This is a genomic window from Rothia sp. HMSC065B04, from assembly GCF_001812285.1.
Taxonomy (GTDB): Bacteria; Actinomycetota; Actinomycetes; order Actinomycetales; family Micrococcaceae; genus Rothia; species Rothia mucilaginosa.
On record NZ_KV808409.1, the window covers coordinates 17,977 to 44,240 of the forward strand.

16 protein-coding genes are annotated in these 26,264 nt (G+C 59.2%); 7 read left to right on the top strand and 9 right to left on the bottom strand.

The window, feature by feature from the left end; genetic code table 11:
* Nucleotides 1-180 precede the first annotated feature (180 nt).
* Nucleotides 181-528 (top strand): hypothetical protein, encoded by a 348-nt coding sequence (locus HMPREF2845_RS06710; protein ID WP_070593109.1) that lies wholly within the window; start codon nucleotides 181-183, stop codon nucleotides 526-528.
* A 94-nt stretch (nucleotides 529-622) separates the two neighbouring features.
* Here HMPREF2845_RS06710 and HMPREF2845_RS06715 read toward each other — a convergent pair whose 3' ends face one another.
* Nucleotides 623-1,369, bottom strand: coding sequence for a hypothetical protein (locus tag HMPREF2845_RS06715; protein ID WP_070634253.1), 747 nt, complete (start codon nucleotides 1,367-1,369; stop codon nucleotides 623-625).
* 1,206 nt (nucleotides 1,370-2,575) lie between these two features.
* Between HMPREF2845_RS06715 and HMPREF2845_RS06725 the strand changes: the two genes are divergently transcribed.
* On the top strand, nucleotides 2,576-3,241 hold the full coding sequence (locus HMPREF2845_RS06725; RefSeq protein WP_070634254.1) for a hypothetical protein: 666 nt from the start codon (nucleotides 2,576-2,578) through the stop codon (nucleotides 3,239-3,241).
* A gap of 110 nt (nucleotides 3,242-3,351) precedes the next feature.
* On the opposite strand, the gene pdxT is transcribed toward HMPREF2845_RS06725, so the two are convergent.
* Together pdxT and pdxS are read right to left on the bottom strand one after the other, a co-directional pair.
* Complete coding sequence (gene pdxT, locus HMPREF2845_RS06730; RefSeq protein ID WP_070634347.1) at nucleotides 3,352-3,990, bottom strand: pyridoxal 5'-phosphate synthase glutaminase subunit PdxT; 639 nt, start codon at nucleotides 3,988-3,990, stop codon at nucleotides 3,352-3,354.
* 107 nt (nucleotides 3,991-4,097) lie between these two features.
* The gene (pdxS, locus tag HMPREF2845_RS06735) at nucleotides 4,098-5,003 is read right to left on the bottom strand and encodes a pyridoxal 5'-phosphate synthase lyase subunit PdxS (protein ID WP_005507298.1); all 906 of its coding nucleotides are present in this window, start codon (nucleotides 5,001-5,003) and stop codon (nucleotides 4,098-4,100) included.
* 435 nt (nucleotides 5,004-5,438) lie between these two features.
* On the opposite strand from pdxS, the gene HMPREF2845_RS06740 reads away from it, so the two are divergent.
* Both HMPREF2845_RS06740 and HMPREF2845_RS06745 read left to right on the top strand, forming a co-directional pair.
* A complete protein-coding gene (locus HMPREF2845_RS06740; protein ID WP_070634255.1) occupies nucleotides 5,439-7,079 on the top strand; it encodes a Na+/H+ antiporter in 1,641 nt (546 codons plus the stop codon).
* A 198-nt stretch (nucleotides 7,080-7,277) separates the two neighbouring features.
* Entirely contained in the window at nucleotides 7,278-8,795 is a 1,518-nt protein-coding gene (locus HMPREF2845_RS06745; RefSeq protein WP_070634256.1) for an MATE family efflux transporter, read from the top strand.
* Nucleotides 8,796-8,884: 89 nt separating this feature from the next.
* On the opposite strand, the gene nadE is transcribed toward HMPREF2845_RS06745, so the two are convergent.
* Entirely contained in the window at nucleotides 8,885-9,718 is an 834-nt protein-coding gene (gene nadE, locus HMPREF2845_RS06750) for an ammonia-dependent NAD(+) synthetase (RefSeq protein ID WP_070629280.1), read from the bottom strand.
* 299 nt (nucleotides 9,719-10,017) lie between these two features.
* Between nadE and HMPREF2845_RS06755 the strand changes: the two genes are divergently transcribed.
* Entirely contained in the window at nucleotides 10,018-10,320 is a 303-nt protein-coding gene (locus HMPREF2845_RS06755; RefSeq protein ID WP_070629316.1) for a recombinase, read from the top strand.
* A 119-nt stretch (nucleotides 10,321-10,439) separates the two neighbouring features.
* Here HMPREF2845_RS06755 and HMPREF2845_RS09130 read toward each other — a convergent pair whose 3' ends face one another.
* The 5 genes from HMPREF2845_RS09130 to HMPREF2845_RS06775 form a co-directional block, all read right to left on the bottom strand.
* Nucleotides 10,440-10,835 carry a type II toxin-antitoxin system death-on-curing family toxin gene (locus HMPREF2845_RS09130; RefSeq protein WP_080974499.1) on the bottom strand — a complete coding sequence of 132 codons (396 nt, stop codon included), beginning with the start codon at nucleotides 10,833-10,835 and terminating at the stop codon, nucleotides 10,440-10,442.
* Entirely contained in the window at nucleotides 10,835-11,098 is a 264-nt protein-coding gene (locus tag HMPREF2845_RS06760; RefSeq protein ID WP_049340141.1) for a type II toxin-antitoxin system Phd/YefM family antitoxin, read from the bottom strand. The genes HMPREF2845_RS09130 and HMPREF2845_RS06760 overlap by 1 nt, the downstream gene beginning before the upstream one ends.
* 129 nt (nucleotides 11,099-11,227) lie before the next feature.
* Entirely contained in the window at nucleotides 11,228-15,268 is a 4,041-nt protein-coding gene (locus tag HMPREF2845_RS06765) for a S8 family serine peptidase (RefSeq protein WP_070634257.1), read from the bottom strand.
* Between the two features lie 417 nt (nucleotides 15,269-15,685).
* Nucleotides 15,686-19,672, bottom strand: coding sequence for a S8 family serine peptidase (locus HMPREF2845_RS06770; protein WP_070634258.1), 3,987 nt, complete (start codon nucleotides 19,670-19,672; stop codon nucleotides 15,686-15,688).
* A gap of 245 nt (nucleotides 19,673-19,917) precedes the next feature.
* The gene (locus HMPREF2845_RS06775) at nucleotides 19,918-23,865 is read right to left on the bottom strand and encodes a S8 family serine peptidase (RefSeq protein ID WP_246824633.1); all 3,948 of its coding nucleotides are present in this window, start codon (nucleotides 23,863-23,865) and stop codon (nucleotides 19,918-19,920) included.
* A 405-nt stretch (nucleotides 23,866-24,270) separates the two neighbouring features.
* On the opposite strand from HMPREF2845_RS06775, the gene HMPREF2845_RS06780 reads away from it, so the two are divergent.
* The gene (locus tag HMPREF2845_RS06780) at nucleotides 24,271-25,440 is read left to right on the top strand and encodes a pyruvate ferredoxin oxidoreductase (RefSeq protein ID WP_070541720.1); all 1,170 of its coding nucleotides are present in this window, start codon (nucleotides 24,271-24,273) and stop codon (nucleotides 25,438-25,440) included.
* Between the two features lie 276 nt (nucleotides 25,441-25,716).
* Nucleotides 25,717-26,187: a DUF4870 domain-containing protein gene (locus HMPREF2845_RS06785; protein ID WP_070634260.1), complete on the top strand. Its 471-nt coding sequence runs from the start codon at nucleotides 25,717-25,719 to the stop codon at nucleotides 26,185-26,187.
* Nucleotides 26,188-26,264 lie beyond the last annotated feature (77 nt).

Genomic DNA, 26,264 nt, shown 5'->3' on the forward strand with positions numbered 1-26,264 from the left:
GGGGGGGGGGGGGGGGAGTGTTTACCTCTTGAATAGGGTCTATGTGTACTGTAAAGTAACCCACAATACGTTATATACGTGTTGCACACTACTTGTTTTTGAGAAGTTTTCACCAATGATGGTGCGCCATCAGCTCGTCACCGGCGTAGCGAGCGAACCCCAACATGAAAGGCGGTTCCCATGTTCTTCGATATTTCTCTGATCCCGCTGGCGGTTTTGATCCTTGTGGGTCAACTGAAAAAAGCACCACCAAGGTTGCTAAACAACCCTAGCTATCAAAAGGAGAGGGAGCAGGTGCGAAAGCACCGGCGCATCCTGGATACGCTCGGCGTGGGTTTTGCTCTTGCCCTGATGATTATTCAGTGGGGTAACCCCGCGTTATCGCTTGCCTTTCAGGCGTTCGTTATTTGGTTGATTCCCAGCCAGCTGTATGATCTCTGGCAGAAGTTCAATGTGCCGCGTGGGGTACTCTTCGCGTGTGCTATCGCGCTAATCATTATTGAGTTTGGGTTGGCGCTCCTACCCTAACCTGCACCCTATAACAGTTGTGGCGGTGACCGAACAACGGTCACCGCCACAACTATTTTTAAGATGAGACAGACTCAGGTTAGACGGGGTTCGATTAGACAGGGTTGTCGGGGCTGGGCAGGGTTACCACCTCAGACCAACGAGTATCCTTAGCGGCCGCACGGTTCGCGTCGCTCTTCTGCTTCACATCGGCTGGTGCCTGCTGCGCCCACAACTCAAAAGCAACAATGTAGTTCTCAGGGTAGTTTGCCGCGAGCAGCTCCTGTCGGGTTGGGAAGTACTCCTTACCCTCTCGAATATCGACGTAGTTGCTTGCCTTGTAGGGGTCTGCGCTCTGGATATCAGCGCGCGGGCCGGAGGCTACCTTTCCGCTTGCCACGTTATTGTCATCGATAGCGCGCACCCACGCTGCGGCGTAGGCGTGATCAGCCTTGTTCTTCTCGTACAGTGCCAGGCACTCGGCTCCTGCTGATTCAGCTTCAGCGCGGGTGGGGAAGTTCGCCTGGTTGCGCACAACATGCCGCGCGGAGACGTAGGAGGGCAGTGCCGTACCGCGGTCGGCGCTGATGGCTTCCTGCTGCTTGAGGGCTTGAGCTTTCGCGGCTTCGTCAGGTTCAAGGCAGGGGGTGGAGGTCTTCTTCGCCGCGGAAGAGGAAGCGGACCCGGCGGCGCTTGAAGCTGACGGGGATGAAGCCACGGTTGTGTTCGAGGGTGCGGGAGTGTTTGATGCCGTGCTGGTGGAGCTACCGCAGGAGGCAAGAAGCAGGGGGAGAATCGCCAGCGCGGCACTGCGTCGTAGACCGCTGGAACGGAACGAAAGAAAAACAGGGGTGTGGGTCATGAGACCACCTCACAAGAGGGATGGAACGATATATTGCGTCTAAACATACCCAAATATTTGATATGTGGTCAATGGAAAATACCATCTTAGTTTAAAACCAACACTCTAGACACAAGGTGTGCTACCCAGTAGTCTTAAGGTTCTGACCTGCTTAAACATGAGGTAGATAGGGTAAGAGTGCGGAGATTTTGCGGGTCACTTACTGTTTTAGCTTTGGTTTTGGGGCTTAGTAGATAAGAAAAACAACATTGAGGCTATGTATTCGGTGTTCCGCTACTAGCGTTTTATGCTACTGAAAGGAAATGGCATCATGAATTCTACTTATAAGATGTTTGCCGTAAATGAGAAAATAATTTTATATATCTTGTTTCTCATTGTATTGCAATTTTTCTATATTTTCCCAACTAGCCTGTATATAGAGTTCAATGGATTTGTCTCGCCATGTGATAGGTGGCAAAGTGCATATTTCGACTATATACCCTTCTTCGTGGTGGGAGTTGTATTAGCTAGCTTGTGGCAGATCTTTAGTATATGGCTGGGTGTAAAGCTTCGCATAGGCATTTTTTGGATTGCGTCGCTATATTTAGTTTTTAAAATGTATGGGACTTATGAAATTTTAAAAGGCAATATCTTAAGTTCATGTAAAGTTCCTACAGAATATATGCATGGAATATTGTGGCCATATGATCTACAGGCATTCATTCTATTGGGTCCCGATATTGTCTCATGCGTTATTTTTATAGCAGTTTTTATTGCATGTTCTAAGCGTAGCTACTGGATACCAACCCTCGCAGCTGTAGCCGCATTTGTTGCGCAGTGCGTCCTCTCGGTGCTGCTCTGGGAATACGTTAGGGGACTTATCTATTTCCTCCTGCAGTAGCGATGGACCGTTGAGGCGCAGGCTTTTACGGAGTTCGAGGTTGCATAAAGGGCGCTCTAACCGCGCTCTTCTGGGCATGTTGGCTTCTGCTGATTATCAGGCAAATAACAATATCTGATGCAGGTATTTTGGTGTTGTGTTTACCTCAAAAGCCTGATGGGCTCCATGTTTAAGCAGGTCAAGACGCTGAACAAACTTATCTGTCGATTTTCTTTCGAGATGTTGGATTTTAAAAAATAAACATATTTTTCTCTTGACCATGTATCAAAACTGCCCGTATAGTGAGGGTCAATTCGGTATGTTCCAGCCCACAATGAGGTGACATTATGGCCCTGAATTCTAGGACCCCCAACCCCCGCTATAACGCACTGCGATACGGTGCCGCTCTCTTAACCCTGCCCCTGTTCCTCGCCGCCTGCGGTGGTGCGAACACCGCGGCAAGCAGCACCTCCTCACCCTCCACGGCGAGCGCCTCAGCAACGGCAAGTACCACGCCCACCGTCAGCTGCTCCTCATACTCCGCCGAAGCTATCGCCTCAGCAGAAGCCACCAAGCCCGTCCCGCGCACCGATGAACAATACCCCGCGTACATCCAGTACCGGAACATCCTCGCAGACGGCGCCCACATCATTGAGCCCAGCGAAATCGACAGCAAGTGCCACGCCGCACTCAAAGCAGGGCGCAGCACCCTCCCCGAATACGTTCAAAACATTGATGTCTACAACGCCCGCCCCAGCGTCGGACTCACCGACCCCTTCGCCGGTAGCGAGTACCGAGACATCAAGAACCGCAACGAATTCATCCCCCACCGCGCAGACCTGGAAGAAGCCGGGTACCCCGAGACGATTATTCGTCTCTACGAAAAGTGGTACGAGGCAGCCCCCGCAGACATCAAGAAGCTCAGCGACGGCAACCGTGCACGATTCCTCGCCACGAGCGCCTACCAGCAGTGGAAGGCCCAGCCCCAAACCCCCAGCAGCGCCCGCCCATAAACCCACTCACGCATAAGCCCACGCAAAAACAGTTGTGGCGGTGACCGAACAACGGTCACCGCCACAACTCTTTAAACGGTCATTACCGGGCTTATTTTTTGGGGGAGGGGCTAGTTGCCCTTCACCTCGCGTGCCAGAGCCAGCAGCTCCTCATGCACCGTCGTATCGCCCGTAACCTCCGGGTGGAAAGAAATACCAATCAGGTTGCCCGAACGCACACCCACAATCTTCCCCTCATGACGAGCCGTCACCTGCACACCCTCACCAGTGCCAGTCACAATCGGCGCACGAATAAACGCCGTATCAATAACCACCTCATCACCGGCAGGGGTCAGCCACGGCAGGCGCACCTCCGCAGAATCAACCTGCGAACCAAACGCGTTACGACCCACCGAAACATCCAGGACGCCCAGCGACTGCTGACCCGGTGCCGGATCATCAATACGCTTCGACAGCATAATCAGGCCAGCGCACGTACCCAGAGTCGGCATGCCCGAAGAAATCGCCTCAATCAGCGGCTCACGCACACCAAAAATACGGGTCAGGCGGTCAATCGTCGACGACTCACCACCCGGCAGAACCAGCGCATCCAGACCCTGAAGCTGCTCACCGGTACGCACCCAGCGCACCTGCGCACCCAGGGACTCCAGCATCAGCGCATGCTCACGCACGCCGCCCTGCAACGCCAAAACACCAACCGTCAAACCCTCACCCGGCAAAACACCGGTAGGCTGAACCTTCTCAACCATCACCGCTCCCTTCAGAAAATCAACAAAAACAAGGAGGGTGGGACCCGCCTCAGCGAACCCCACCCCCTCATCAAACACTCACCCCAAACGTGGGGTGCGCGCACGAATTACCAGCCGCGCTCCGCCAGGCGGTGCGGTGCCGGAATGTCAGCAACGTTAATGCCGACCATAGCCTCACCCAGGCCGCGAGAAGCCTCAGCAACCTTCTCCGGGTCATTGTAGAAAGCGGTAGCCTTCACAATAGCCTTCGCACGAGCAACCGGGTCGCCCGACTTGAAAATACCGGAACCAACGAACACGCCGTCAGCACCCAGCTGCATCATCATTGCAGCGTCGGCGGGGGTAGCCACGCCACCAGCGGTGAACATCACCACGGGCAGCTTACCGGTCTGAGCAACCTCACGAACCAGCTCGTACGGTGCAGCCAGTTCCTTAGCCTTCACGTACAGCTCGTCGGGCATGGTGTTGTACAGGCCCTGCAGCTCAGCAATCTGACGCTTAATGGTGCGGATGTGCTTGGTCGCCTCAGAGACGTCACCGGTGCCAGCCTCGCCCTTCGAACGGATCATAGCGGCACCCTCAGTGATGCGGCGCAGAGCCTCACCCAGGTTGGTAGCACCACACACGAAAGGCACCTTGAACTGGTGCTTATCAATGTGGTTCACGTAGTCAGCGGGGGAAAGAACCTCAGACTCGTCAATGTAGTCGACCTTCAGGGTCTCCAGAATCTGAGCCTCAACGAAGTGGCCGATGCGTGCCTTCGCCATGACCGGGATTGATACAGCATCAATGATGCCCTCAATCATGTCCGGGTCAGACATACGAGCCACGCCGCCCTGCGCACGAATATCCGCGGGAACGCGCTCGAGAGCCATGACGGCAACAGCGCCAGCATCTTCAGCGATCTTAGCCTGTTCGGGGGTGACGACGTCCATGATGACGCCGCCCTTGAGCATGTCGGCCAGGCCGCGCTTAACAAGCGGGCTGCCGGTTACGGTGTTGTTATCAGTCATGACCTTATCTTCTCACGTTCTGAGTGTTCGCGCGCACTCACGGGGTCGGATTTTCTGTTCTCTGACACAGTACGACCCCAAGTTCACGTCAGAATGACACAAAACGTCATGAAAAGCGGTTAGAGTAGGGCGGTTCATGGGCTGAGCAGGCCCGGCTGAGCAGACCCGCCGGATGCACGCAGGTCGCCTCCCATAAACTCACATCCCGAGCGGCCATAAGGCAAGGTTTTGCTCAGGGTAAACATCCACCCACCCGCACTGAACAACGGTAAAATACAGAAGCTACGCCCGCACTCGTCCCCACGCGGAAGCCTCACGGCCCAGGGAACGAGCAAAACATTTTGGGCACCCTGGCACCCGCACACTCGCGGACATCAGCCGTCTATCAGACGCACACCATGAACCAGCCGCCACATCCAAAAGGAACACACCAAATTGCTTGAAGTCATCATTGCCCTATCGCTGGCAATTCTTCTGGGTAATATCCTCGCCCATAAAATACGGATAACCCCCGCCATTGTGCTGATATTCATTGGCCTGGCTATCGGCATTATGCCCGCCCACGAACTGCACGAAGTTCAGAGTATCGGCCTGCCGCCGCACGTCATCCTCGAAATCTTCCTGCCCATCATGCTCTTCTGGGAAGCCCGCAACACCTCCTGGCGTGAGGCGCGCGCTCGTCTGCGCGGCATTCTGCTCTCGGGCACGGTGCTCGTAATTTTCACGGCGTTCGTTATCGCCTGGGTGCTTCACACATTTATGGGCGTCTACCTGTGGCATGTGGCGCTGATTATCGGTGTGGCGCTCGCCCCCACCGATGCTGTGGCCGTGGCAACGCTCAACGGCAAACTCCCCAAATCTTCCATCACCACCCTTAAAGCGGAAGCACTCATTAACGACGGCACCACCCTAGTTCTTTTCGCACTCGCCCTGCAGCTTGCGGGTGGTCATGAACTTACCCTGGGGACTGCATCCGGAATGTTCTTCTTCTCGTTCCTGATTGGAACTCTCGTTGGCCTGGCCGTCGGATGGGGTGTAGATAAGCTGCGTGCGCACATCGGCAACCCCATGAACTTCAGCGTGTTCATGTTTACCGTGCCGTTTATTGCTTTCTTCCTGGCTGAAGAGATCGAGCCTTTTGAGGGCATGAAAGGTTCCGGAGTGGTGGCTGTGGTGGTCGCCGCTTTCTACCTGACCTATCGCGGACCGGATACCATCAAACCCCAAAACCGTTTCTACGGTCTGCCCATCTGGTCGTTTGTCTCCTATGTCATGAACGGTGCGCTCTTCGTGCTCGTGGGTGTTCAGCTGCCCAGCGCCACAGCGCCTGTGGATGATGTTCTTCGTGAATACAACTATGCGTGGGCTTTGACGTTCGCCGTGATTGTGGTGGCATGGCTTGTTTCCATTGCGGCGCGTTTTATTTTCCTGCACGTCTCGATCGGTATTATTCGTGCCCTTGACCGTTCAGAAAAGCAGAAGCAGCTGCGCACAACTTTCCGTGGCCGTGTAGTGAGTACCTTTGCGGGACTGCGCGGCGGTGTTTCCCTCGCGGTGGCTCTCTCCGTGCCGACTGATGTTCCCGCGCGTGACTTTATTATCTTTGTTGTTGCGGGCGTGGTTCTGCTGTCGATGGTGGTTCAGGGGATGCTCCTGCCGCTCGTTATTAGGTGGGCGAAAATTCCGGTTGATACCACCGAAGAAGATGAGATTAATGAAGCAATCCGCACGATCATTGCCGAGTCCTTCGACTCTGTGGCTGAGATCGGCCAGGAAATTGGTGCACCACAGTGGATTATCGACCGCATTGCCGACGAACAGATGTACAACGCGAGTATACACCGCAACCTGCACGCCGTTCGTAAAGACGGTGCGAATGCGCCGGAAGAAGCCCGCCGCATTATTGAAGCGGGCGACCTTGAGAAAGAGCTGCGCCTGCGGCATTTGGAGAAGCAACGCAGCGTGCTCAAGCGCCTGCGTAATGAGCGCATAATCGACACGAATGTGCTCCACGCGATTCAGGAAATCCTGGATATTGAGGAGGTTCGCGTGCTTGGTCCGGTTGAGCTCGAATAGCTCACACTCCTACATGCGATACGTATGAGGCGAGGCGCCCCACCCCTAAACGGGGAGGGGCGCCTCGTTGCTTTTTATGGCTAAACCTCTAGACCCACCACTACGTGGAGACGGTACAATACACTAGCCCGTTTTTTCGCGCGGACCACGCTTCTTGCCGCGCACCGGACACAACACAGACTAGAACCACAGGAACCTATGACGTCCCACCAGACTGAAAATAACGCGCCCAAAAACGGCGCACCCAACAACACCGCACCCGCCGCAGGACACGGCCCGCACGGCGCAAGCGAAGACCCGCAGAACATCTACCTGCTCAAAGAAGCACCCATCCTCAAGGCGCTCCTCTCCCTCGGCGTGCCCATGGCACTCGGCCTCGCCATCACCAGCATCTACAACGTGGTGAACTCCTACTTCGTCGGCCACTACGGCGGCACCGAAGACCTCGCCGCCACCAGCTACGGCGTGCCCGTCTTCGGCGTCATCATGGCGATCGCAGGACTGTTCGGCCTGGGCTCCTCAACCCTCGCCTCCCGCAAGCTCGGTGAAGGCCAGCCCGCCCACGAAATTCACCGCGTCACCTCCTTCGCCCTCTACTCGGCGCTCGGTGCCGGTATCGTCGCGGCGGCTATCGGCTTCATCCTCGCCGACCCGATCACCAGCATCATGGGTGCATCCGGCGGCTCCTACGAACCGACCCGCATCTACATGCACCTCATGTTCCTCGGCGCGCCCCTCGCTATCGGCATGTTCACCCTCGAACAGCTCGTCCGATCCGAAGGCTACGCCAAGCAGTCCATGTACGGCATCATCGTCGGCACCGTCGTCACCTGCATCTTCGACGTGCTGTTCATCGCCATCATGGGCATGGGCGTCGCCGGTGCCGGTTGGGCGATGCTGCTGGCGAACGGCGCATCCATGCTGTACTACCTGCTGTTCCTGATGCGTCAGAGCGAGAACTTCTCCGCGAACATCCGCGACTTCTCCCTCGACCCCGCTATCATCAAGCCCGTGGTCGCGGTCGGTGCTGCTGAGCTCATTCAGAGCCTCAACCTGATCTTCGCCGCCCTGCTGCTGAACAACCTCGCCGCCTCCTACGGTGACGACACCGTCGCGGCGTTCGGCCTGGCAATGCGCCTGAACATGGTGCCCGAAATGCTGTGCATGGGCCTGTGTATGGGCGGTATCCCGCTGTACGCCTACGCTTACGGTGCCCGCAACGGCGCCCGCGTGAAGGAGGCGCTGCGCACCGCAACGATCCTGTCCGTGGCGACCTCCGCGATCATCACCATTCCGGTGCTGATTTTCCGCCGTGAACTGCTCGCCGTGGTTGGCGATGCAAGCCTCATCGACACCGGCGAGGAGATTATGGTTGCGCTGATGCTCGCCGCCGTGTTCAACGCGGTCAGCATCGTGTTTGTGTCTTGGTTCCAGGCGGCCGGTAAGGGCGGCCCGGCAATGCTGATGACCCTCGGTATTGCTCTGCTGTTCTTCCCCGCCGTGTACTTCGGCAACATGTGGTTCGGCTTTAAGGGTCTGACCTGGGCGTTCCCCTTCACCCAGGTGCTCGCCTGCGCGTTGGGCCTGGTGCTGTTCCTCGCCACGGGTGGCGCGAAGGTACCGCCCGCTGAAGCTGAGGTTGAGGCTGAAGGTTCTGAGGATTCGGACGTTCAGGCTGCCCAGGTTTCTGGCGCACAGCCCGAACAGAAGGCATAGTCCTCGGTCTGCAAAAGCATAGTAAAAGCCCCGAACTCCCACCAAGGGAGTTTGGGGCTTTTACGTTAGGTCATTTGCCGGTTGAGGCGCTAGTTCTTCCACCAGGAATCAAAAATCGTCACCGGAGTAGTGCGCTTATGGCGGCTACGCAGGTAAATCTGCTCCAGCTTCGCAGCTGCCGCCTCATCGATTTCCTTACCCTCCAGGTAGTCATCAATCTGCGGGTAGGTCAGACCCAGCTCATCCTCATCGGTACGGCCGGGCACGCCGTCCAGCAGGTCAGCCGTCGGCGGCTTAGCCCACAGACGCTCAGACGCACCCAGCACCCGCAGCAGCAGCTGGTTCTGGCGCTTGTTCAGGCCGTACAGCGGTAGCAGGTCCGCGCCGCCGTCACCGAACTTCGTGAAGAAACCCGTAATGGACTCCGCCGCATGGTCGGTACCCACCACCAGGTAGCCGGGGCCGCCAGCCACCGCGTACTGGGCAATCATGCGGGCGCGCGCCTTCACATTACCCTTGTTGAAGTCGCTGATCTGCTCGCCGGTCGCGGCAGTGTAGGCGGTGTCGAAGCCGTCGACAGCCTCCGCAATGTTGAAGGTCAGGGAGCGGGTGGGCTGGATGAAACGCAGCGCCTCCTGCGCGTCCTCTTCGTCGTGTTGCACACGGTAGGGCAGGCGCACCGCCACGAACTCGGCGGTGCGGCCGCGCTCGTTGAGGCGGTCCACCGCCAGCTGGCAGAGGCGACCCGCCAGAGTGGAGTCGATACCGCCGCTGATACCCAGTACCAAGCCGCGGCTTCCGGTGGCTTCCAGGTAGTCGCAGATGAACTGGATGCGGCGCTCCACTTCTTCGCGTGCCTGCTCTTCGGTCATGTTGGGCTTGACGCCCATTTCACGGATGATCTGTGCCTGTAATTCACGCATGACTTAAGTGTACGCTCCACCTTATAGCCCGTGCGGTGAACCACCGAGGGAGGCGAGGTAGTGTTCCACACGGTGCGTTCAGCGCGGCGCACGCGGCGGGTTCAGTATCGTTTCAGCCTCCCGCCAGTTCCGCAAATACACAGCATACTCACCGGTAAAAACCCTGTGCGACAACCCGTGCGGCTGTTAGCATGAACATACGGTTCAAATACCGTTCAAAACAGCCGGTGATGAGGGAAAACGCCCCCACACCCGCTACGCTACAGAACACGTCAACCAAGGACGGTGAAGACAGCACCATGGCAAAAACAAAAACTGAACTCTACGACGAGCTCGTAGACATCGAAACCAGCCTCGAAAACCACCCGCTCACCTCCGGGAAAATAGCGGAGGCGAACATCATCATCGAGCAGATGAAGGAGCAGGGCGCCACCCCGGAAGAAATCAATGAGGCACTCATCCAGCAGGGGCTGCCCTCCCTTGTGGAGATTGGTAAGAGTACCTTGCTGCAGTCTTTTAGCCTCTGGAAGCTCAATCACCGCAAGTTAAAGGTGGAAGCCGCCATTGAGAAGCTCAACCGTAAAGAAGCCCGCCGCCACTAACTAGCCCGCCTCGGGCAGGGCGAGGCAAGCAAATACCCCCGGCAGATGCGTACAGCATCCACCGGGGGTATTTCTTTTAAAAAGGTAGTTTTTTCATGCTCCTGGAAGCGGCAATGCGCTCACTCGAGACTGGAAGTGAGATGCGAATGAACGTATTGAGTAAACTCTTCAATACTGCAGACATGAGTGACTAATCCGATGACTTTGTTATAGAGATGAGTAGAGTCATCTACTAAATAGAGACCGTGACACTCTAGAAGGCCACCAAGGAGCGCAACCGCTACACGCTTATTGCCATCAACAAAAGGATGTTGACGAATAACCTCTACACAGAGATGAACAGCCTTATCTACAATGTGCGGATATAGCTCTTCTCCACCAAAAGTTTGGTAAGGGCTCTGAAGAATTCCTTCGAGAATATCAAGGTCTCGAACGCCTGCAGACCCTCCAAAGCGGTTGATAAGCAACTGGTGGATAGCTAAAGCAGTATCAACGGAGATATGTGCAGAGGACATCACTGGCTCAGACGTTCAAAGACGCTTTCGTAACGGTCAATGAAGCTAGTCGCTGCCCCTAAAATCTTCTCCTGATCGATAGTTTCAGAAGAAGTCTTCGCTACGGCTTCTTTGTTATCAGAAGTGGAATCTACTCCCAGAGGAACAATCTTGAAAGCAGGCTGATTGCGCTTAAATACAGTGATTTCTTCACCTTCCTGAATGACCTGATTAGTCACGGAAGTGAGGTTGGCACGTAGTTCAGAAAATCCAACGGTGAGCATAGTATCTTTCCTTTGTACTATTTCTTGTACAAATTTTAGCACTATATCTACTGATGAAGTCAGCCCACAGAAAAGGCCGTGCCGGGGCAGAAAACTCCACCCCGACACGGCCCTCACATCCGCATCCGACTAGCGGTTATTCAGCACGCGCACGTTATAGCGGTGCAAGAACGCCGCCATCGCGCCACGCTCAATCGGCTGAACCGGACGGAACGAACCATCCGGCCAACCCGTCGTAATCCGCTGATCGGCCAACCACGCAATCTCGCGGTAGAACTGGCTGCCGGTCGACACGTCACTAAACGGCGAAGCCACCGGAGCCGAATACGCCGGCGAACCCGCAAAACGGTAGAAGAACGCCGCCATAGCATCACGGTTCACCGCAGCATTCGGACGGAACGTACCATCCGACCAGCCGGTCGTAATACCGCGGGCACGCATCCACTCAATCTCCTTGAAGAACGGGTGATCTCGCGGCACATCCTTAAAGCTCGGAGTGCTCGGCGCAGTGAACTGCGGCGAACCCGCCATACGGTAGAAGAACGCCGCCATCGCGCCGCGCTCCACCGAACCGTTCGGGCGGAACGTGCCGTCCGGGTAGCCGGTCGTAATACGACGCTGAGCCAGCCAGTTAATGTCGTTTGCAAACGGATAGTCCGCCGGAACATCCGTAAAGTGCGCGCTCGCGGCGGTAGCCTCAGAGTTCGACGAGACACGCAGAACCTGCGCACGCTCACCCGCAGCACCGTTCGTACCGGACAGGTCGCCGGTTGCATTGTGCATGTGCAGGAACAGTGCAGAAACGTTCTTCGCGTCGCCGTTACGGTGCGCCACCAGCTGAGTCTCCGGTGCATCCACGAACAGGTTCGGCACGCCCGCCGAATCGCCGCTGAACCACAGCTTCGGCGCCGCATAGTTGAACACCACCGAATCAGTCGTATCAACCACGGTCGTCGCGGAGAACGCGCTAGAAGTGGTCACCGAGTACGAAATCTCGGTGGATTCGGCGTTCGGGTTCAGGCCCAGAACGCTCAGCGGAACAGTCATCACCAGGGTGTTCGAATCCATGATGTTGGTGTCCGTATCACCCCAGGTGCCGTTCAGCGGGTACAGGGCGTTCTCGATGGCCTGCCACTTGCCGTTGCTGCGCTTAGAAACCTTCACCAGCGGGTAGTCCAGGCCCTTCTCACGCACCGTCTGCAGGCGGTAGTCGCTCGTGCCGTCCTTGTCGGTATCAACGAACACGTAGTAGGTGCCACGCGGGGTCACCTCCTGCCAGTTACCCCAGGTGGAAATACCGAAGGACAGGCGCGCCTCGGAGGTGTCCGCACCGGCAGCCTTCAACGCCGCCACGTTCGAGGCGGCACCCACGTACTGCAGGTCCATGCGGGAATCCGAACCCACACCCAGCTTCGCGGTGGGGATGCGCGGGCTCGAAGCGCCCAGCTCAAAGGCGCCCAGCAGGGAGCGGTAACCACCCTGATCCACTGCGGTTCCCGGCAGGGTCAGGGTCTGCTCGGTCGCGCCGGAGCCCTCCGCATCGAAGGCGATATCGGAGCCAGCCACACGCATCGCGGAGACAGGCTTCGGTGCCACGTGCAGTGGCATGCGCAGGGTCTTCACTGCAGCCGAAGAGTCAGCATCGGTCAGGATCAGGCGGCCCGAAGCGCTCGCAATGTACTGGCGGGCACCCGAAATGGTCACCGCACCGGTCGAGTAGTTCACCGAATCCTGGTTCGGGTACATGGACGGGTCACGGGTCTTCTCCAGCTTCGACGGGTCAATGCGCACCGTCACGGTGAACGTTGCCTTCTGACCGGCACCTACAGACACGGACTGCGGGTAGGAGAACTCCACACCCGGGATGCTCGTGCTGCCCTCATAGTTCAGGGTGTAGGTGTGCGCCACCGAGTCGGTGTTCTCAACGCTCACGCGGTGCTGCAGGGTCTGCACACCGGCGTTCGGGGTGTACTCAAGCACGCCGAAAGTGTCAGAAACCTGTTCGGGGCGTGCCGCGTTGAACAACATGACGCGGTCAGCTACCGCCGCACGCGTGTTGATGCGGCCGGTACCCACACGGTCCACCGCGTAGGGGTTACCCCAGGCGTCCTGCATGTGGTGGTCGGCGGTGTTCATGATGACGGTCTTAAGCATGCGCGGACCGTACTCCGGGTGCGCCTGCATAATCAGCGCCGCAACACCGGCAACAAACGGCGTGGACATGGACGTACCGGTCTTTACGCTCGAACCGGTGCCGCTACCAACCTCGATGGAGGAAATGTTCGTGCCCGGTGCCGCAACGTCCGGCTTGGTGATGCCGTGCGAACCGTGCAGGCCACGCGCGGTGGAGGTGTTCGCCTGATCCAGCTTGCCGTTGGGCACGCGGATCGAGTCGCGCAGGTTCTCGCCGAGCTGCAGGGTCAGCTCACCCGAATCAATCTGCGCGGAAAGGCGCTCCACCTGGCTCTTTGCCAGGCGCACGCCCGGAATGGAGGAGTTGCCGCCGATAGCGGTGTCACCAACCTCAGTGTTCGAGGTGAGCACCACGCCGGTCGCGCCCGCCGCCTGCAGGTTGTCGAAGCGTACCTTCGAACCGCAGGGTGCGGTGCCGTCAGCGTCCGCCCAGTCGATGAGGGCCCACTTGCCCTTCAGTGCTGCGGCTTCCTCTTCGGTGAACGCCTCGCAGGCGTAACGGTTGCGGGAGGCGGCACGCACCACGGTGCCGCGCAGCTGCTCCTCGGTCGCCTTCGAGTAGTCGAAGTTCACCGAGTAGTCACCGTAGGTGTCCGCCTCGTTCGCGGGGGCGAGAATCTTCACGCGGTCCACCAGCTGGGTCGAGCCGATGGAGTTCGCCACGGTCAGGCCGTAGGCGCTGGTGCCGGGGCCGCCCGAGTTGGAGTAGGTGTCGCCCACGGCGTTGTAGTTGTTGGCGTTACCCGCCGCAACCACGGAGAGGATGCCCTCGCGGTAGAGGGAACCGACCGCGTAGTTCACGGTCTCGTCGAACACGCCGAACTCGTTGCCCAGCGACAGGTTCGCGATGTCGGCGCGGTCGGAGAAGTCGCCGTCGTCGTTGGGGTCGAGCACACGGTCCAGGCCCTTGGGGACGAACGCGGTGGTGCCCTTACAACCGAAGATGCGCAGGCCAATCAGCTGGGCGTCCGGCGCGGAGCCCGGGCCAATCTTCATGTCCTTGAGCTGCTCCTCGGTGAGCTTGGAGTAGTCGCCGCGGAAGGTCGAGCCGTCCGCGTTCACGCCGTAGCCCGCCGCGGTACCGGCCACGTGGCTACCGTGGCCGCCGCAGTCCAGCGGGTTCGCGTCCGGGTGGGGAGTGGAAGTCTCCTTCTTGGCGGAGTTGTAGTCGTCACCGACCAGGTCGTAGCCGCCCAGGAACTTCTTCGGGTCGTAGGTGCCCTCGGGGATCGTGTCGGAAGCCTTTGCCTTCTCGAAGGCTTCCTGCGTGCCGGGGCCACCCAAATCGGCGTGCGTGTAGTCGATACCGGTATCGAGCACGACGATCTTCACGCCCTTGCCGGTGTAGCCGGTGGAGGCGGGGTTCGCCGGGCTCTTCGCCCACACGGAGAGCGTGTCCGTATCAATGAGGGTGCCGCTGTTCTGCGGTGCCATGTCCTCAATGATGCTGATGCGTTCCACATCGTCGCGGTTCGCGAGCGCACGAATCTGCTCGACGTTACCGTAGAGCGCCACGCCGCGCATCGTGTTGTGGGTGGTGTACAGGACCTGCGCGCCGGATTCCTTCGCCGCGGAGGCGCCCTGCTGCTGCACGCTGGCGCGGATTGCCTGCACCTGCGCCTGCGCGTTGACGGGTGCCTGCGCGCGGGAGCGGACCGCGTCCGGCTGGGTCTGGGCGTACGCACCCTGACCCTTGAATCGGACGAACACGGCGCGTTCGCCGGTGGCGCCGTCCAGGCTGGGGGAGAGAACTTCGTTGTTGTTCTCGCCGGTGCCGGTGTTCTGGTGGGGTGCGTCCCGGTCTGCGCCGCGTACTACGCCCGGTGCCGCGTAGGCGGCGGTACCGAACGGCAGGGCGGTCAGCCCGAGGGTGAGCCCCAGGGTGAGTGCGCCGCAGCTGCGTGCCAGCTGCTTGAGGCGGCCCGGCTGTGTGTGCCGAGCGGCTCGCGCGGGGGTAGCTTCAGGGAAGGTTGCCACTGAATGCTCCTTTTTAGTGATGGTGTGTTTCTTAGCGGTTTCTGCACCGAGGTTCTGTGCCGAGAGTTCTGCTCGGAGAGCTGTACGGCAAGGGTTCTGCACCGAGAGTGCTACGGTGCGTCTGCACTGTGTTTCCAGTGCGCCTCCAGTGTGCCCATGCGGCGTGAGCGTCAAGGTTCATGCCGATGGTGAAGAAACCTTCACTTATTGTCTCAACGATTCTTTATATAACCTAGTCAGACTCGTATTACGGAACATGACGCGGAATACAAACTCACCCAACCGCAGAAAAAGGGAGCCGCACCGCTGCAGATAAACTGCAACGGTACGGCTCCCTCGGTAGAACCTGCTGAGGTAGCACCTACAGCGGTAGAACCTTATGAACCCTAGAATTCAGGGTTTTTAGATCCTGTGCCCCTAAATTTCAGGGCTTTCCTTCAGCACACCCGTGCTGTAGCGGTACACGAACGCCGCCATAGCGTCGCGGTGCACCGGCTCCACGGGGCGGAACGAACCATCGGGCCAGCCGGTGGTCACGCCCTGCTCAGCCAGCCACGAGATCTCGCGGTAGAACTGCTTGTCGGTCGGAACGTCCGTGAAACGAGCCTGCGCGGGGGCAGTGTACTCGGGCGAACCAGCGTAACGGTAGAAGAACGCAGCCATCGCGTCACGGTTCACCGAACCCTCCGGGCGGTAGGTGCCATCAGGCCAGCCGGTCGTGATGCCCTGAGCCTTCATCCACTCAATTTCCTTGTAGTAGGGGTGGTTGAGCGGGACATCCGAGAAGCTCGGGGTGGACGGTGCGGTGTACTGCGGCGAGCCGCTCATACGGTAGAAGTACGCAGCCATGGTTGCGCGGTCCATGTTGTTCAGCGGGCGGAAGGTGCCGTCCTGGTAGCCGCGGTCAATCTGACGGGCAGCAATCCACGTGATTTCACGGTAGAACTGGTTATCCGCCGGAACGTCGGTGAAGCGTGCATCGTGGATGGTACGAGCCACCTTCACGACCTGCGCACGGTCGCCAGCGGCAACACCGTTAGCGGTCTTACGGCCGCTCAGGTCACCGGTCGCGTTGTGCATGTGCAGGAACAGAGCCTGACGCTCCTTGTTGTTGTTCTTGCGGTGAACGGTCAGCTGACCGCCGTCACGGTCCACGAACAGGCCGGGCACGCCCGACTCCTCACCGGTGAACCAAACACCGGGGTTGAAGGGGGAGTACTCGATAGCCGAGGTGGTGTCCACGTAGGAGTTACCCTCGTTGTGCCAGGTGTCGGTCTGTACCGTGTACTTGATGCTCTGAGCCTTCTCAGCGGTCAGGCCCAGGTCCTTCAGCGGCACACCCAGAATCATGGTGTTGGTGTCCATGATGTTGGTGTCGGTGTCGCCCCAGGCGTTGTTCAGCGGGTAGCGAGCCACCACGGTGGATGCGTTACCGGAGATGGACCAGACCTTCACCAGCGGGTAATCCAGACCCTTCTCGCGGGTCACCTCCAGAACGTAATCTGCGGCGGAGTCGTTATTCGTATCAATCTGCACCTGTACCTGACGGCCCCAGTGCATGCTATCCCAGGTGCCCCAGGTCGAAATACCGAAGAACAGAGAACCATCGTTCGGGTTCTTGCCGGCAGCCTTCAACGCCGGAGCATCCGAGGATGCACCCACATACTGCAGGTCAACAGACTGGTTCGACGGCAGCTTCAGCTGACCGGACGGAATACGGTCACTGACCGCACCCAGCTCAAACGCACCCAGCAGCGAACGGTAACCGCCCTGGTTCAGGGTCGTACCACGCAGAGTCACCGTGGACTCCTTATCGGCAATACCCTTGTAGTCAATACGGGACGCATCAACACGCATCTTCGAGACAGGCTTCGGCGCCACGTGAATCGACTGGCGGATCGCCTCGCGACCATTCTCAGAGAAAATCAGGCGACCAGAAGCGCTCGCAATGTACTGGCGCTTACCAGCAGCCAGAGTCTTACCGCTCGTCCAGTCCTGAGCAACCTGGTCGGCGCTCATCGCCGGGTCCATGGTCTTCTCCAGCTTGGACGGGTCAATACGCACGGTCACGGTCACGTTCTTACGCTCACCGGCACCCACGCTCACCTGCTGCGGGTAGGAGTACTCCACACCCGGGATGGTCGTGCTTGCCTCGTAGCTCAGGGTGTAGGTGTGAGCCTGCGAATCGGTGTTGTCCAGCACGATTTCACGCTGGACAGTCTGAATACCCGAATCGGGGGTGTACTCCAGCACGCCAAACGCGGTCGAAACACGCTCGGGGGTCTTCGCATCGTACGCGATAACCTTCGCGTCCACGGCGGCGCGAGCATTCACCATGCCCGTACCCACACGATCCACCGCGTACTGCGCACCCTGCTCATTCTTAATCGGGGTGGACGCGCCGTTCATCAGCGCAGCCTTAATCATCTGCGGGTTGTAATCCTGATGCGCCTGCATCACCAGAGCGGCAACACCGGCAACATGCGGGGTCGCCATGGAGGTACCGGTGAAGGAAACACCCTTATTACCCGTGCCCACAGCGGCAGAGACAATCTCAGTACCCGGTGCCGCAAGGTCAGGCTTAATGAAGCCATCAGAACCGTGCTGACCGCGAGCACTCGAGGAATTCAAATCAAAAGCGTGCGAGTGAGGACCGCGGCCCGAAGCCTTGTAATCCAGGTTCATCTCAACGGTCACCGGACCGGCAGCCAGAGCCTTCTCCAGGTCCTTCGTCGAAGAAGCAGTCAGACGCAGACCCGGAATGGTCGCATTACCACCAATGCCAATCGTGTAGCGCTCAGCCTTACCGGCCATCACCACGCCAACACCGCCGGCAGCCTGAACGTTATCGAAACGCACCTTCGAACCGCACGGGAACGTCAAATCGTCCTGATCCCACTCGAAGTAAACCCACTTACCCTTCAAAGCCTTCGCCTCTTCAGCAGTGAAAGCCTCGCAAGCGTAACGGTTACGCTTCGGTGCAGCAACAACCTCGCCGCGCAGCTGATCAGCGGATGCCTTCGAATAATCGAAGTTCACCGAATAATCACCCTGCAACCACTCCAAACCAGTCTTCGTGGTCGTGCGGACACGGTCAATCGGCTGAGTCGAACCGTAGGCGTTCGCCACCGACAGCGCCGCAGCCGCATTCGCCGGGCTACCCGAATCGGAGTAGGTGTCACCCACACCGTTGTAGTTATTGGCGTTACCGGCAGCAGCCACAGTGAACACACCCTGGCGCGCCATCGTATTAATCATGTACGACTCAGGGTCGTCAGCCGGGGCGAACTCGCCACCGAGCGACAGGTTCACAATGTCGGCGCGGTCAGAGAAATCACCGTCACCATTCGGGTCCATCACGGTATCGAGCGCCTTCATCACAACACTCGAATTGCCGTAGCAACCGAACACACGAATCGCCAAAATCTGAGCGTCAGGAGCAGTACCTGGGCCAATAGACATGCCCTTCAGCTGCTCTTCCGTCAGGTTCTTGTAATCGCCACGGTAAGTCGTACCGTTCGCCGTCACACCATAACCGGCGGCAGTACCCGCCACGTGTGTGCCGTGACCGCCAGAACCGAAACCATCCGGGCGGCAATCCAGCGGGTTATTATCCGGCTGCGGAGTCGACTTCTCAGCCACCGACGCATTGTAGTCATCACCGACCAAGTCAATGCCGCCAATGAACTTATTACGATCAATCAGGCCCGAATCAGCGGACGGAAGCTCCGTCATCGCCTTAGCCTTCAGGTACGAATCCACCGTACCGGGGCCACCAAAATCAGCGTGCGTATAGTCAACACCAGAGTCAACAACCGCAATCTTCACGCCCTTACCCGTGTACCCCGTATTCTCACGAGTCCACGTGGCAAGAGTCTTCGTATCAATCTCGCTACCGGAGTTCATACGCTCCTTCGCGATAATCGGCGAAATACGCTCCACATCCGGGCGCTCCGCCAACGCACGAATCTGCGCAGCATCACCAGTAATCGCTGCACCACGCATCGCATTATGCGTGGTGTACATCAGCTTCGCGCCAGAAGCAGCCGCCACAGACTGAGCCTGCGACTGCACCTGAGCTGCAATAGCCTGCACCTGCGCCTGACGGTTCGCCGGCGCCTCCTTACGTGCCAGAACAGCCGCGGACTGGGTCTGCTCATACGCGCCCTTGCCCTTGAACTGAACATACACGGTGATTTGGCCTTCAGCCTTCTGCAGGCCCGGGCTGATACGCGAGGCAGCGTCACCGGATGCGCTCGCAGTGCTTCCTTCGACCTGCTGGGGGCTCTGAGCGTGAGCTGCAGAGAAAGTGGCGGGAACGCCGAGAGTAAGGGCAAGAGCCGCACTCAAACCGGTCGCACCGACAGCCTTCATTCTGCGGCGTGGCGCATGAGGCGTTGTCATGGAATCCTCCTTCGGATTTTCTATTTTTCGGTAATGCTGTGTGCTCTGTGGTTGTGTATCGGTGATACGCGGAGGCGGCCCCACCGGCAGACGACGAGTGAGTGCATCCGCCGGTGAAACCGCCACCAAAACTTGAGAGGTTCCGGGATTTTCAGGCCCCGGACCCTGCCGGTTCCGGGTACCCCTCCCACCCCATGCAGGAGGTGGGAGGGGACCCGAACCGTTCGCTACCGGTTAGCTACCGTCTAGCGGCCGGCCTGGTTAGCGACCTTCTCGGTGTAGCGGTAGATGAACGCCGCCATTGCGTCGCGCGCAATGGGGGTCACCGGGCGGTAGGTGCCGTCCGGCCAGCCGGTGCTGATGCCCTTCGAAGCCAGCCACGTGATTTCACGGTAGAACTGGTTATCGGTGGAAACATCGCTGAAGTGGCTGGTTGCGGGCAGATCCACGTGCGGGGAACCCGCTGCACGGTAGAAGAACGCAGCCATGGCGTCACGGTTCACCGGTGCGGAGGGGCGGAACGTGCCGTCCGAGTAGCCGGTGGTGATGCCCTGAGCCTTCATCCACTCAATCTCCTTGTAGAAGGGGTGCGTGGTGGGCACGTCCTTGAAGCTCGGAGTGGAGGGGGCAGTGAACTGCGGGGAACCCTGCATGCGGTAGAAGAACGCCGCCATTGCGCCACGTTCCACGGACTCCAGCGGGCGGTAGGTGCCGTCCGGGTAGCCGGTGGTGATGCGACGCTGAGCCAACCAAGAAATCTCAGTGTAGAACTGGTCGGTGTTCTTCACATCGCTAAAGCGGGACGGAGTGATGTACTCGGTCTGCTGCTCCTTGATGTTCAGCACCTCGGCGCGGTTGCCCTTGGCGCCGTTGGTGCCGGAGAGGTCGCCGGTGCCGTTGTGCAGGTGCAGCAGCAGCGCCTTGGCGGGTGCGCCGGATTCGCCGAGCGCGGGGATCGCGTCAGCGGAGCGGTGCGCCGTCAGGGTGGTGGTGGAGGCATCCGGGTGGAGGCCAGCCACGGCGGAGGAGTCGCCGCTGAACCACAGCTTGGGGCTGAAGGGACGGTACTTGATCCAGCCGGTTTCGCTGACGTTACCCCACTCGTACTGGGTGGTTGCGCTGACTCGGTACTGGATGTCCGGGTTGTTTGCGCTGGTCAGGCCCAGGTCCTTGAGGGGTGCACCCATGATGAGGGTGTTGGTGTCCATCATGTTGGTGTCCACATCACCCCAGGCGCCGTTGAGCGGGTAGTAGCCGAGCTCGACGAGGTTGCCGTTCTTGTAGCCGTAGAGGCGAACCAGCGGGTAGTCCAGACCCTTAGCGCGGTCGGTGACCAGCTTGTAGTCGGCGCGGTTGTTGCCGTCGGTGTCGATTTCTACGGTGAAGGTGTTCTCGTAGGAGACAACATCCCAGTTCGCCCAGGTGGAGATACCGAAGCGCAGGGTGCCGTCATCAGCGTTGCCGCCGGCTGCCTTCAGCGCGGGCGCATCCGAGGAAGCACCGACGTACTGCAGGTTCGCCTTAACGTTGCTGTTCAGCGACAGGGAGGTGGGAGCTACACGGTCCACGCTCGCACCGTACTCGAACGCGCCGAGCAGGGAGCGGTAGCCGCCCTGGTTGACCTCGGTGCCGCGCAGCGAGATCTGGGACTTGGTCCAGCCGGTGTCTGCCTTCTGTGCCTCGTCGCTGGAGGACTTCTGGGTGAAGGTGACGGTGTCTTCGGCAGCGTGCATGGTGCTCACGGGCTTGGGTGCCACGTGAACGGGCAGACGCAGCGCCTTGGTGCCGTCTTCGGTGAGGACGAGTCGGCCGGATGCGCTGGCAATGTACTGACGGTACTGTTCGGGAACGGTTTCGTTGCCGGTGTAGTAGTCAGTTGCGTTCTGGGTGGTGTCCATTGCTGCGTCGCGGGTCTTCTCCAGCTTGGACGGGTCGATGCGCACGGTGACTTCGAACTTCTTAGTTTCACCGGGTGCGAGGGTGACCGCGGAGGGGAAGGAGTATTCCACGCCGGGAATATTAGTGCTTTCAGCGTAGGACAGGGCGTAGGTGTGTGCCACGGAGTCGGTGTTCTCGACCGTCACCTCGCGGGTGAGGGTCTGAACGCCAGCATCCGGTGCGTACTCGAGCACACCGAAGCTCAGGGACACGGTACCGCTCTTGTCAGCGTTGTAGACGAGGGACTTCGACTGCACGGCAGCGAGGGTGTCGACTCGTCCGGCGCCCACACGGTCCACCGCGTATGCGGCACCGGATTCGGTGCGCACATCGTGGGTTGCGGTGTTCATGAGGGCGGACTTGACCTGTGCGGGGGTGTAGGTCGGGTGGCTCTGCATGACCAGGGCGGCGGAGCCGGTCACGTAGGGTGCCGCCATGGAGGTGCCGCTGAAGGTCACGGAGTTGTTACCGGTTGCCACCGCCGCGGAGGTGATGTACGAGCCGGGCGCCGCAATGTCGGGCTTGGTGTAGCCGTAGCTACCGTGGAAGCCGCGGGCACTCATGGGGTTCAGCTGATCCAGCTTATCGGTGTCCACGCGCAGGGATGACTTCAGCTCGTTGCCGAGGCGCACGGTCAGGGGCTTACCTGCCGCTTCTGCTGCGGTGATCTGTGCGCGCAGGTCCTTAGCGGCGGATGCTGCCAGGCGGAAGCCGGGCAGGGTATCGTTACCGGCAATACCCAGGCCGGGTTCTTCGTCGTTGCCTGCAAGTAGTACGCCCTTGGCGCCTGCCGCCTCCAGGTTGTCGAAGCGCACCTTGGAGCCGCAGGCGAGTTCACCGTCATCTTTAGCCCAGTCGATGAGCACCCACTTGCCCTTGACAGCTGCCGCTTCGGTGGCGCTGAGGGCGTTGCAGGCGTAGCGGTTGTTCTCGGAGATTGCGGTGAGTTCACCGGTGAATTCCTTGGTGCCCGCCTGTGCCCAGGGGTAGGAGACGCTGTAATCGCCGCGTACCTTGCGTGTGGTGCCGGTGGCGGGGTCGGTCAGCTCTGCCGCATCGACGGCGCGGGTGGAGCCGTAGGCGTTAGCCACGGTGATTGCGCTGGCTGCGGTGGCGGGGTGACCGGAGTTGGAGTAGGTGTCGCCGCGCAGGCTGTAGTCGTTGGCGTTACCCGCGGAGATCACGGAGAGCACGCCGGCGCGGGTGAGCGCGTCAACGGCGTAGGCTTCGGGGTCGTCCTGCGGGGAGAATTCGCCACCGAGGGACATGTTGACCACGTTCACGCGGTCGGAGAAGTCGCCGTCACCGTTGGGGTCGAGGGCACGGTCGAGCGCCTCGATAACGACGTTGGTGCTGCCGGAGCAACCGAAGACGCGGAAGGCGTAGATTTCAGCGTCGGGGGCGACGCCGGGGCCGATCTTCATGGTCTTGAGCTGCTCTGCGGTGAGCTTGCTGTAGTCGCCGGTGAAGGTGGTGCCGTCGGAGTTCACGCCGTAGCCTGCCGCGGTGCCCGCCACGTGGGTGCCGTGGCCGCCGGTGGTGCAGTCGAGCGGGTTGCCGTCGGGGGTTGCGGTGTTGGTGCCGTCGTAGGCGTCACCAACGAGGTCGTAGCCGCCAGCAACCTTGGTGCGGTTGATGAGTCCGGAGTCTGCGGAGGGCAGCTCGGTGAGCTTGGATGCCTTCTCGTAGTCTTCGAGCTTGCCGCTACCGCCGAAGTCGGTGTGGGTGTAGTCGATGCCGGAGTCGATGACGGCGATCTTCACGCCCTTGCCGGTGTATCCGCCCGCGCCGGCGGGGTTGGTGGTGCCGGTCCAGGTGGCGAGGGAGCCTGCGTCAATGGCGGCGCCCGCGTTCTGGCGGTACTTGGGCAGGATGGGCGAGATCTTCTCTACGTCGGGGCGGTTGGCGAGTGCCTTGATGGAATCTGCGTCACCGCGCACTGCCACGCCGCGTACTGCGTTGTGGGTGGTGTAGAGGACCTGCGCGCCGGACTGGCTGCTGACCTGCTGTGCCTGGCTCTGCACCTGGGAGGCGATTGCCTGCACCTGTGAGCTGGTATTGACGGGTGCCTGCACGCCGGCGCGTACGCCTGCGGGCTGGGTCTGTTCAAAGGCGCCCTTACCCTTGAAGCGGACGAAGGCGGTGACGGTGCCGCTGGCGTTCTTCATGCTTTCGCTGAGTACCTGCTTGACGGCGTCGGGGTCTTCCGCGGCGTGGGCGGTGGTGCCCAGGGCTGCGAGGGGGCTCAGTGCCATGCTGAGGGTGAGTAGCCCGCTGCCGATTCGGCGTCGATGCGACCGGCCGCGGGGGTTTGGGGAGGCGGTGTGTGTCACGGTGCTCCTTTGCTTGGCTCCCGGGGTGTTTCTGGGAGGCTTGTGGTGTTGTTCTGGTGGGTTCCAGCTGAACTTGAACACACTAGATGTGAACTAGGATACACCCCAAAGTGGCTTGTGAAGCGTTTATTACTCCTAAATGCATCAAAATGTGGACATATTCGTCAGCACTGTCTTTCATGTGGTTCATTTGCATCCGATTCTGCGGTGCCAGCTCTGTCGGGGGCTTTTTCTCAGCTTTTATCAGGCAGGTTTCAAGGGACTGCCCAGCGCCCGCTGGTACGGTGGTGCCACTAGGAGTATGTCTGGTAAGCGAAGGAGACGACCATGGCAGACCGCCCCACTGAAAAGAAGGAAACTGCAAAGAAGGACGAGGCGTACCAGCCCCTCTGGGACACCGACCAGTCCGTCCCGGAATACATGACGCTACTCATGGGCGAGCAGACGCAGAAAAATGAAGACGCTGAGCTATATGAAGAATCCGACGACGAAGAGCTAGAACACCCCGACCCCGATTATGAATACGTCTACCCGGGTGCCCCCAAGCGCTACGACTCCGCGCGGAAAGACTCAGAAGACGAACCCGAAGACTCTCATGACACCGACAAAATCGACGAGCCGGAAGACACCTCAGAAGATACCTCAGAAGACACCCCGGAAGATACTCACGAATCTCGCAAGGACGACGAGGCGAACCACCCGGTAGCGCTCGCCTCCACTGAACAGGCTCAGCAAGAGCAGACTCAGGCAACGCACGCCTACGGCGAGTACGTTCGGCTGGAACACCTCGGTCTGCAACCGGGCGCTATTCTGCCGGTCATCCCCGACCCGCTCTTCGGCACCCCCGACTCAAAACTCATCGAAATGCGCCTACTGGACCGCTCCCACGACGAGTCCGCACCCATGCAGGCGTGCGCTGCCCACCTGAACCCGGTCAAGAATGAGGAGAACCCCACCTCGCGGGCGGCAATGATCCAGCCGGTAGGCTACGTTCCCATCAATAATCCGTTTGCTGGCTCCAACATTGAAGAGATCGAGAGTCAGCGCACATTCTGGAAGACCGTGCTTATTGTCCTGCTGATACTGAACCCGTTTGTGCTGGTTCCTCTGGTGAGTATGTTCGATAGTAGTGCTGGCATGTCGATGCTGCTCTTCTTCATCACTATCGGCGTGGGATCGTTGTTTGTGGTGCCGATCCTATGGATTGTGGGTATTGTTCAGGCGGTGAAGCGTAAGAATCAGCTGAGGGAACTCCTCCAGAAAATAGAGACGGCACATGCCGAGTTCTGGTACTACCTCGTGTACAACCGCCTGCCGGACGGCTACACGGGCGTCAATGGCTTCACGAAGGAAGAAGAGGATTCTTTCTCGGTGTACGAGTTTCTGAAAAAGCAAGAACACGCAAAGCTACACGAGGCCGCCGCACAGCGCGAGGCTGCCGCACTACATAAGCCCGCCGCGCATCCTGCGCTCGCTGATGAAGAGAAACAGGACTAACCTCGGCCAGCCCACACCGTATAACGACCTGCCCCTCCACGTACATAACACCGCGTGGAGGGGCAGGGGCGTCTTTTTGTGTCATATTCGGGTTTCTTCGTCTGTTGTCCGGCGAGGGTTAATATTCCATTTACTTTGCCTTGATAGGGTGAAACCATCACGAGCGTTGCGACCAAGTAGAGCGAGGCGGGCACCCTCCGAGAACGGCGAGTTAGCCTGCCGCCGCACCTCAACGATTAGCTGTATCCACTCATCGATAGATTAAGGAAAAGAACGATGTCCCAGAACCCGAACCCTGAACAGTACAACCAGTACTCCCAGCAGGCACCCTCCTACTCGCAGGCGCCGGGTCAGCAGCCCAACGGTTACGTAGTCTCCTCCAAGGACGACCAGAACATGGCGATGCTCGCGCACCTGGCTTCTGCAATTCTGTCTCTGCTGTCCTTCGCATCCGCAAGTATTCTCGCGCCGCTGGTCATGTGGTTCATCTACAAGGACAAGCCCGGTTACTCCTTCACTAAGGAAGCATCCCGCCGCGCGTTCAACTTCAACTTCTCCCTGTGGGTCATCAGCATGGCTTCCTGGCTGCTGATTATTCTGACCTTCGGCATCCTGGGCATCATCCTGTGGGTCGTCCCGATGGTTGTGGCTATCCTGATGGTTATCTTCCACAGCCTGGCTGCTATGGCCGCAAACCGCGGTGAGCAGTACACCTACCCGATGACCTTCATCGAGATCATCAAGTAGTCTTCATCAGCTCATACCGGTAGCGCCCCCGTCCGAATATCGGATGGGGGCGTCGCCGTGCCCCGTGAGGCTCACCG